General features: G+C 37.3%; 10 protein-coding genes. 2 read left to right on the forward strand and 8 right to left on the reverse strand.

What is annotated here, in order from left to right; genetic code table 11:
* Positions 1-4 precede the first annotated feature (4 nt).
* The 4 genes from asbD to C9J35_RS18805 are packed head-to-tail and all read right to left on the reverse strand — an operon-like array spanning position 5 to position 5,043.
* Positions 5-262 (reverse strand): petrobactin biosynthesis protein AsbD, encoded by a 258-nt coding sequence (gene asbD, locus C9J35_RS18790; RefSeq protein ID WP_054768441.1) that lies wholly within the window; start codon positions 260-262, stop codon positions 5-7.
* Entirely contained in the window at positions 259-1,497 is a 1,239-nt protein-coding gene (locus tag C9J35_RS18795) for an AMP-binding protein (protein WP_235616368.1), read from the reverse strand. The genes asbD and C9J35_RS18795 overlap by 4 nt, the downstream gene beginning before the upstream one ends.
* On the reverse strand, positions 1,494-3,248 hold the full coding sequence (locus tag C9J35_RS18800; protein ID WP_054768439.1) for an IucA/IucC family protein: 1,755 nt from the start codon (positions 3,246-3,248) through the stop codon (positions 1,494-1,496). The genes C9J35_RS18795 and C9J35_RS18800 overlap by 4 nt, the downstream gene beginning before the upstream one ends.
* Positions 3,220-5,043: an IucA/IucC family protein gene (locus tag C9J35_RS18805; RefSeq protein ID WP_107925917.1), complete on the reverse strand. Its 1,824-nt coding sequence runs from the start codon at positions 5,041-5,043 to the stop codon at positions 3,220-3,222. The genes C9J35_RS18800 and C9J35_RS18805 overlap by 29 nt, the downstream gene beginning before the upstream one ends.
* A gap of 368 nt (positions 5,044-5,411) precedes the next feature.
* Between C9J35_RS18805 and C9J35_RS18810 the strand changes: the two genes are divergently transcribed.
* Positions 5,412-5,810, forward strand: coding sequence for a hypothetical protein (locus C9J35_RS18810; RefSeq protein ID WP_054768438.1), 399 nt, complete (start codon positions 5,412-5,414; stop codon positions 5,808-5,810).
* A gap of 75 nt (positions 5,811-5,885) precedes the next feature.
* On the opposite strand, the gene C9J35_RS23425 is transcribed toward C9J35_RS18810, so the two are convergent.
* Positions 5,886-6,167, reverse strand: a complete 282-nt coding sequence (locus C9J35_RS23425) for a hypothetical protein (protein WP_235616369.1) — start codon at positions 6,165-6,167, stop codon at positions 5,886-5,888.
* 469 nt (positions 6,168-6,636) lie between these two features.
* Here C9J35_RS23425 and C9J35_RS18815 point away from each other — a divergent pair, with 469 nt between their 5' ends.
* Entirely contained in the window at positions 6,637-7,818 is a 1,182-nt protein-coding gene (locus C9J35_RS18815) for a multidrug effflux MFS transporter (protein WP_167396009.1), read from the forward strand.
* Between the two features lie 159 nt (positions 7,819-7,977).
* On the opposite strand, the gene C9J35_RS18820 is transcribed toward C9J35_RS18815, so the two are convergent.
* From C9J35_RS18820 to C9J35_RS24940, 3 genes are all read right to left on the reverse strand, one after another.
* On the reverse strand, positions 7,978-8,487 hold the full coding sequence (locus C9J35_RS18820; protein ID WP_107925919.1) for a hypothetical protein: 510 nt from the start codon (positions 8,485-8,487) through the stop codon (positions 7,978-7,980).
* A 302-nt stretch (positions 8,488-8,789) separates the two neighbouring features.
* A complete protein-coding gene (locus C9J35_RS18825; RefSeq protein WP_107925921.1) occupies positions 8,790-9,506 on the reverse strand; it encodes an SDR family NAD(P)-dependent oxidoreductase in 717 nt (238 codons plus the stop codon).
* A gap of 158 nt (positions 9,507-9,664) precedes the next feature.
* A complete protein-coding gene (locus C9J35_RS24940; RefSeq protein WP_369122291.1) occupies positions 9,665-9,745 on the reverse strand; it encodes an IS3 family transposase in 81 nt (26 codons plus the stop codon).

The following is a 9,745-nucleotide window of genomic DNA, read 5'->3' on the forward strand; positions in this document are numbered from 1 at the left end:
CCGATTATCCTACTCTTTGCTGTTTTTCTAAAAAGCTTGCTAGTGTTCCTACTGTTTTGAAATCTTTCGGAACGAGAACCTCATCGGGAATGGCAATGCCAAGATCCAACTCTATATGAAGAATCAGTTGAAGGACCATAATTGAATCCATATACAAATCCTCATTTAATCGGGCATCTTCATTAAAAGAAGACAGTGTCTGCAACTCTAATGAATTTTCCATAATATCATAGATGCTCTTCATCAATTGTTGTCGCGTCATACTGGTATGCCTCCAAGTTTCTTTCTACTTACTTTTCCATTAGGCAGCTTTTCAATTTCATGAACAAACACAAACTCCATCGGAATTTGATATGGCGCGAGAAATTTCCGGCACCATTCTCTAAGCTCCATATGATCGATCGGTTCACTAGACACATATTGTGCGCATACTCGCTCTCCTGATAAATTGTCTTGTTTCTTATATACAACTGCTTCAACTATTCTTGGGTCATCCATTAAAACGTTTTCAACTTCTTGCGGATACACATTCAAACCTGCTACATTAATCGTGTCATCCATTCTGGCAAGAAAAGAAAGAACATTATCTTCTATATAGCCAAGATCTTTTGTATAAATCGTTTGTGTAGACAATTCAATGATAATTTCGCTCGGTGTTTGTTTATCACCAGCTGTTACCTTGACATGAGGTAGGGGGTAGCCCATTTCTTTTGGATCTTCTACATTAGGATGAATCGCAACACAGCCGGATTCAGAGCATCCATACTGCTGTAACACTTGGCGAGATTTCTCTCTTAATGATGTTAACCAGCTATGCGGCATCATAGTTCCTGACGTCATCACACGATCAAATTGTTGATCAATAGGCAATAATTGACTTAATGTATAAAGTAACGCTGGCGCCGCATAAAGTATGTGCTTCGGGTATTCTTTTAGCTTTTTCAAAATATATTTAGGATTACTATTCGTAATAATCACCGGCTTTGCTCCCCTTCTTATGCAGGCCAAGACGCCACAAATGAATCCATAAGAATGAGTAACCGGACAAGCGACAACAGAATTTGTCAAGGAATCGACAGGTAACGTCTTCACATAGCTGTCAAGCTCTTCTTCTACTGAACTCCACGTTCGTTCAATACATTTCGGAGCTCCTGTTGTACCTGAGCTCATTTGAACTAATACGCCTTCTTGGTTATTGGAATGATTTGATAGTTCAATGCAAGAATCGATCGATTGGAACAGCAACAGATGGCTACCTGCTGAAGAAGCAAGCCGCATAGTTCCCTCTTGTGGCGTCGCCGGATGGATGGGGACGACTGACCCACCTTTTTGGCGAATATATAAACAAAGAGCTATATATTGAAAAATATCATCCGTACAAATAGCTACTCTACGATTGTTACATTCTCTTAGATGAGATAAGCTTTCATATAGTTCAAATTGCTTCTCAATATCCTCTACTGTGTAAAATTGATCATTGACATAAAACATCATCATTTCCCCTTTTTATCCGCTTGCGCCAACGTATTGCTGACGATATGCCGAAAATTACCTTCTTCTTGATTTTGAAGTTTCTTTGTAAGCAAAGATTCAACATAAATATGTGTGCGAGTATGCTGGAGCTGTTCATTTCTTGAGCATAATGATGGAAAACGTTCAAAGTGTTTCTGTATTCCGTCCCTAACTTGACGCCAAAAACGTGTTTCTGTATATCCATACTGCTCTTCTAGCAAATAAGACAGTTCACTCAAATGAAACACGAATAATGTATCCATAACTAACTCTCGTAAAGCTTCTATAGAAGACATCCAATAATATTGATCGACAGGCGCATCTTTAAAACGTTCGTGTATCGTTGCAAAGTCTGGAACGAGGCTTCTGTCTGCCAAAAATTCCTCAATATATTCGATACTGTCATGGAAATCCCTCAGCACAACTCGCGTCGGCCACCCATTTTGATGTAATAAAATCATATTTTGCGCATGTGCCTCTACAGCAATGCCGTGAGCGACAAGCAAGTGCCACACAGGAATAACACTCACATCGATCAAGCGCTTTACCCACTCCTCCGTTCCATATCGGACAAGCCAATCATCGATAAACGGACGCCCATCTTTCTCCATCATCATTAGCACCGTAAACGGTACTGCTTCCTCTTCATCTTTCATATACAAGCGCACACTTTCTCGCCATATGGACCCAAGCTGACCTTCTAGTTTTGTGCTATGTTTTTTTTCATTCGGTTCAAAAATAATCCCTGCATATTCTTGCAGTACAATAAGTGACGCTTCCTTTTGTAAATAGACGTCTAATTGAATCACTTGTTTAAGCCATGCTGAAATATGAGGAGCGGCACAAACAGCATGACCATGTAACTTTCGTAATGAAGAGCTATTCACCAAATTCATCGAGCATTTTAATTGCGCCTTTTTAGGATTTGAAAAATTCCATAATGTTCGCACCGATTGGGTTGCCCGATAGTATTCTCCTTCCACATCTAGAGCAATCAAATCTTTTTGCTCCATTAATCCCGCTAGTTCATGTTTCATGTTATGCCACTGCCAAGGATGAACCGGCAAAAACGTATATTCTTCATATGTTCCATCGAATACTGCAAGCTTTGCAAGAAGCTCTCCCCACAGCAACTGCCCTAATTCCCTTTTCCAAAAGTTCTCTTCCTCTTCAAGAACAGTGATTCGTACGTAGCTTCTTCTCACTGCAATCCATTGAAGGGTAAATGATTGTTTTGCCTCAGGGCCATAGTCTTTATGGTCGTCGATGGTAAAACCGGTTCTTGATTTAAAACAAGGGTGATATGGATGTCCTTCAATGATTTCTGATTCTAATTCTTCATAGCTCGAATTTCTTCTTGACATTGGCATTTGGAGATGACGTTCATTCCATTGACAAAGCTTATTCGTTAAATAGAGCTCTTTCAGTAATCGAGCTTTGTCTCCACATGTTGAAGGTAATTCATCTACTAGATCCTCAAGCGTTGCCTCTCGTAACATTTCATCTTTTCCTACTAGAAAAATGCTCTCTCCATTTATTCGGATGCGATCAAATGCCATTCTTTTTCCTTCACAACGATAGGTGCACTTCTTTCTAGCAAGAGTAAAGATTGAAGTCCCTTTATTCAGACGAGTTTCTTCATATTTAATTAGTCCTTCAAAAATCATTGCTTCTACAAGTTGCCGCCTTACACGTAGCTCTCCTTGTTTAGAAGCTAAAGGATGCAGCTGCTGCATACTCTGCCTCCTCATACTGAAGAGCAAACGGATTGGGAATTTTCGTATACACCGCTTGTTCAAATTCAGCTTCTAGTTCATCTACATCATGAAACCTTGTTAATAAATTTGCTTTGTATGCAAGCTGATCTTGTTTTAGAATATTACTAACAAATGCCTTCCCGAGACCTGTAAATTCTTTTTCTAATACGTGCAGTTGATCGATCGACCACTTCAAAAGAATTTTTTCATCAATTAGCTGATCTGCTCCAAATCGGGCAATAATGGGAAACAATTGATTCAAAAACAAATAATATGTAAATCTGTCATGAATCAGACCATCTTCGTAAAATAGCTCTTCTGTTTCGTGTAAAGAAGGCTCTATTGAAAGAAGTTCATCTTTATTTGTTTTTGATAAGTAATAGCCTTGGTTATCACGATAATAATAAGTGGTTGGATAACCTGAAGAAATGTTTAACACACTATTTTGCTGATGTGCTTCGAGAGCTATCCCATACTCATCGTATAACCTTAATAGTGGGTCAATCGCACATTTCCAATAGACTTTAAACCAATCTAAACTTACGCTTTCTAATGAGCGACATTCTGATTGAGAGATTTTCGTGATAAGCTGACACAGTCTCGATTTTTCATTTGGCAGAGGCTCTTGAACAAGAGCGGCGATCATGCAGATTCCTTCATTATGTTCTTTAGGAAAGACGTTTGAGCGAAAAATAACCTCGAAGCCTGATTCCGTCAGATTTGGAAACTCAACGGTGATATAGGCTGGGTCATCAATCATCTGAAAAGATGAATGGTTCTGTAAGAAATCAATCTTATTCATTAACCGAGCCATAACAATTCCAGCTTTTAGTTCATGAGTTCGATTTACCCTCAAAGAATTTGTTATTTTGACAGGAATTGAAAACTTATACATCATTTCTTCATTTGAGCTATATACCGTTCTTATCGAAGAGGTTGCTGTATAAAATGCCCCAAGCGCACCTTCGTATTTTATCAATCCTTCAGCAAGCGCTTTTTTAACATACTGTTGCTGTAAAAGCCACTGTGCTTGAAGCGGATGCATCGGAATGAGGCAATCCTTCTCTGACATAACAAAATCACATTGTGATTTTGTTAGAGACTGTGAGATGAGTTCACTCGCACTTTTTTCTAATACAGAGGACTCTTTGACAATTTTACGGTCGACACGAAAATAGTGAAGCTGGAAAGAACCTTGTAGCTCTGGAGCAAAACTCGTTTGTAGCCAATTTGCCATCCCTTGTCTGCTTTTAGGTGTCGGATGAAGCCAATGTCCAAATAACAGAGACTGCTCAGCTTCAATAAATGTAGCGTTAGCTCCATCTTGTTTCTTATTTTTCAAGCTCTTTTCAATATAATTTGCCATCGTTTGATAGCTCTCCATTATGCGAAGTATGAGTTCATCAAAATGGGAAGAAAGCCCAGGACATCCATCCACCTTAGCCATTAAATGTAGTTCTTGAATGAGCGTGATGAGTATCGTTAGTTTATCTTCGAGAAGCCATTGTTTTTGATTTGTACAATACTTCAACGAGACACCAAATAAATGTCTGCCAACAAGAGATTTGTACCCCACACCAAATGCAAAACGAGTGTTTTGTATTGGCAACTCAAGCTCTAACATATGTGCCTCTGTAATCAGGATAGAGAGACGCTGTTCTTTTACCCACTCCTCCTTTTTGACCCAATGTCCGCTACTCACTTCTCGTATATAACAATTCATAAACGCCTGAAACGTTGCATTTTCTGCAATCTGTTTAGCAATCTGTTGCATGTAATTAACCATCCTTTCACAGAGCCTTTTCCCTAGTAAATGATAATGATTATCATTAGATGTTAAAAAAATTAGTCTTCCTCATTAGAAAGACTGATAAAAAAAATGGAACAAATGTGTTGCTAACAAATGATACACGTAGATTAATAGCTATGCACCTTTGTTGATAATGATTATCAATATCAACCATAATTACATATTACAGGAAAGACACAAACGGCTCAACTGGTCTAAAGGCCTATATAACGATACAAGTCTCTTAAAAGGAATTCCGAACAGAATAAAAGCCCAACATAGAAAATATTATATTAAGCTAGCAAAAATTAGTATAAAGGTGATAATATATTGTTATAAAGGGGGATGAAAACATGGGGAAACTAAGCAAACGTAATATTCTATGGATTATACCGATTGGCATTTTAGGGGTGTTTTGGTATTTTTACGGTCCACAAAAGGATATTACGGATAATGAATATATTACATATGTTAAAAACTATTCGATAGAAAATAGTAACGAAACATTCGACACAGCATTTTCCTCAACATGTAAAAATCCATATTGGGTCTATTTCGAAACCCAAAAGGGACAAGATGTTGTGGAATTCGAGGGAGATTGTCCAGTCAATAATGAAGAAGCTAAAGTAAATGTCCAATTTTTAGTGGATCGTGATAGAACAAATGTGAAGTATGGTGCCATGCTTGTGGATAGTAAAATGCAAGAGGAAGCTGATCGAGATAAGTTTCTTCTAGCATTAGCTAACGACTAAATATGGGTCTTCAACAATCGGTTGAACAAAAAAACCATGCACTAAACAAAGCTATTTTGTTTAATGGATGGTTTTTTAGATGATGTTGTGTTGGACACTGTTCGAAGGATGTATATTCATGATAAAATGTCGTTCAAACACCCGAATTTCCTTATTTAATTTACTAATAGCTAGTTCCAGTTGTTCATAGTTAGCCAGTTGGCTTGTGCTACTCTGATGACTTGGTATTGTTTTTTTAGCGCAGCCTGCCCTGCGTATAGACTCGCTAGTAAATCCAACTTCCAAAAATATACCGTTCTCTTTTGTATTTCCAATTTTTGATGCCTCCAAACCCATTACTTTATCATTATCAAACACGATCAATCATTTCCAGCTAGCACTATAACCAGGATCACCATGTTCAAACCATAGCTAAATCATCATTTATTACCATATTTTAGGTTGAATTCACAATTAGCAGAATTCTCCCCTTTAGCAGTGATTGTTAGCCAACGAGTAAATAAAAATTGGCTTGTCCAAGCATATGACGCCCTATACGGTGGGGCCTTTTTTATTTCTTGTTATCTGACAAGTTGAATGGGTGCCATATATGGTTTTGTGCGTTATTTATAAAAAATTGAGTATTTTAAAAGTAATTACCATTTTTGTCTTTTAAAAAATAGTAAAAAGTCTTATAATCAGATTATCTATGCACTCCTACTGAAAGTTAAAAAGGTAAATTATCATGTCATCCTATCAACGTATACTTATAATGGTCCCGCCGTTTCCCTAGCTAGGGTCTAATTACTTTTCGTCATTAGACCATGCTTGTAGGAGGGCAAAGAAATTGAATAAATATACTGCACCATCTTTACTTTTAATGATTGTTCTTGTGGCTTTTCCACAAATTAGTGAGACAATCTATACACCATCATTACCAGATATAGCGGTTGCACTCGGCGCTTCCAATAGTTCCGTACAGTTAACCTTAAGCATCTATTTTATTGGGTTTGCGCTTGGCGTTTTTTGCTGGGGCTGGCTTTCTGATTTCATTGGCAGAAGACCCGCAATGTTGGGCGGTTTAATAGTTTACGGCATTGGCAGTTTAATGTGTTTTTACGCTGAGTCTATTACTTTCTTGCTAGTTAGCCGATTCATTCAAGCTTTTGGAGCAGCTACTGGTTCAGTCATTACACAAACCATTTTGCGTGAAAGTCTCTCAGGCAGTAAACGACATGCCATGTTTGCACAAATATCAGCAGTGATTGCCTTTACCCCTGCTATAGGACCACTTATTGGCGGTTGGGTCGATCAAGCCCTTGGTTTCAAAGCTGTTTTTTGTGTACTGATAATCATGAGTATTTTGTTGTTTATATATGCTTATTGCAAGTTACCTGAAACGACAAATGTTTCAACTAGAAAACGAATTGCTATTTACCCCGTAGTGAAGCGAATCATTTCATCACCGCAAGTGGTCGTTTTTGGACTAGTCATTGGCGGAATAAATGGGATTTTATTCAGTTACTACGCTGAGGCACCTTTTATATTTATAGAACACTTTCATATTTCTCCTGGGCTCTATGGTTTCTTAGGAATCGTCGTGGCATTGGCATCTATTTTTGGTGCTATGATTTCTAAAAAGCTCGTATCTATTTGGCAACCAGAAAAAATTATTCACCTTGGCTGTTGCGTAATGACTATTGGCTCTTTATTACTAACACTCGTCACTACAGTTGCTATTCTACCAAATATCGTGTTAATGATAAGTATATTAACGTTTATATTTATCCTGTTATTGGGAGCTGGCATTGCGTTACCGAACTGTTTAAGTCTGGCGCTCGTAAATTTCCAAGATGTAGTGGGAACAGCTGGAGCTATTTTCAGTTTAGGTTATTACTTGTTAGTAAGTCTCGTCACATTCGGTATGAGTTTTCTTCATAATGGTTCATTGTATACAATGCCACTATATTTCTTGATAATGTCCATCATCATGTGGGCACTTGGGAAAAAATATATTTTAACAAGCTAAACTCCAGACGCCACCCTATTTAATAATGGGGTGGCTTTCCATTGAAGCGAGTTACCGATGTAGATATCAATTCGAGGATTCAACACGTTATTTGTCCAATTTAACATGTGATTTTTCTGCATAAAAAACCTCCACATTAATGATATGGGAGGCTATGGATTATTTAAAATAATAATTCACTACTTCTTCTGCTGAATAGAACGTCACATTATTTTGGGTCCTATAAATGACATTTGCAACACGACACGCATCTTGGAGATTTTTAGCGTAATTCAATTTATCACTCATTTGCTCCAAAAATTCAGAAAAACCGTCCATATAATTCGAATTGGTCTGTGCATTCTTGTTGTGTTTAATATCTAAAATAATGGAAAGCCTATCTTCGGCAAAATTATTAAAATTTATAAAAAAACATTCTTCCAAGTCTTTTGAATGTTTATCGACATTAACAGTAGCCTCTTTATATTTTGCAATTAAACCAGTCTGCGTTAATGTAACAGTAAAGCCACTCTCAACTAAACGCTTGTTTACAGCATCCAAGAATTTATCCACCTCGGAAGTCATTTTAGGCGAAACAGTCGTTTTTTTTAAATCTTCGCAGTTTTTGTAAATCGCATCAATTTCCTCTTGTTTATCAATCAGTAGTTTTAAATTTGAAACTGTATACACAGTAAATCTCCCCTTTTTAATAAGTTCGACAAAAGGAAAGATTTTTAATCAAGAAGAGTGAAACCTTGTCATGACATTGCTTATCTCTCCGACTTTTCAGTAATATTTATGTTTGTAAATAATGTTCAAGATAGTCTTGAATAAGCCACTCGACTGTCTTGCATTGATTATCACCCCATATCACTTAGATACTGTAGTTTTTCATCGAGAATCCGCCCAATAACCGTGATTATTTTTTTATTGAGGGTATACCATACTTGAAGTAATATATCTTGATACACCTGAATTCGTCGATACTCACTTTACGCATTTAAATCCGTGATTGCTGGAACGTGAATTTCTTTGACGCATGACACTTTGGACAAACTGACAACACATTTGACAATCGCCACAATATCTTGAACAGGAATGCGAGTACCATTATATGCAGTAATGGCTTTTTCAGCTCCATCCTCAAAAGGAATTTCTGCCGCTAGTTCACCTGGGTTAACACAAGTTACGGCAATATTATCTTTTCTAACATGTTCTCGTAATGCATTTGTAATCCCGCGAATGCCAAATTTCGATGCTACAAAAGATACTTGATTGTTATTTGTATGATCCAATCCTGCGGTTGACCCTATCAAGATTATTTTACCATTCTGTGACTTTCTTAAATGGGGTAGTAATGACTGAATATAAGTGATCGTAGATGTAATATTGATATTAATGATATTTGCGATATCTGCAGGGTCATCCTGTTCGAAATCATAATCATCTTCAAAGCCTTTTTTCTCCCACACACCAACGTTATAAATCAAGACATCCACGCATTCATTTTTTAGCTGTTCACTAATTTTGATATTTTGTTGCGTTAAATCTGCTTCTAGCCAAACTCTTTGAACACCATCATTGATATCTAAGCTTTTTGGCCTACTTCTGGAGACAATCCACACTTTGTCCCCTGGTTCAGGTAACCCTTTAACAAAGGCATCCCCCAACCCTTTACTAGCACCAAAGATTATATAATTTTTAACCATATGTATGTGGCCTCCCTTTCATCTACCTAACCAAATGTTACCATTGCTTGCGAATCAATTACAATTTATCTGTTTCAACACAAAGAGATAGAAAATGACCAGATTCACACTGTGAACTGCACCCCGTCAAGTAGACAGTGGAAATAATAAAAAATGTATTAAGCGGCTTGAGCCCTGAATTCTAAAGGACTCAAGCCGTTTAATCGTTTCTGGTAGCGATAATGATTATAAAAATGAAT

It is taken from the genome of Lysinibacillus parviboronicapiens (assembly GCF_003049575.1).
In the GTDB taxonomy this organism is placed as follows: Bacteria; Bacillota; Bacilli; order Bacillales_A; family Planococcaceae; genus Lysinibacillus; species Lysinibacillus parviboronicapiens.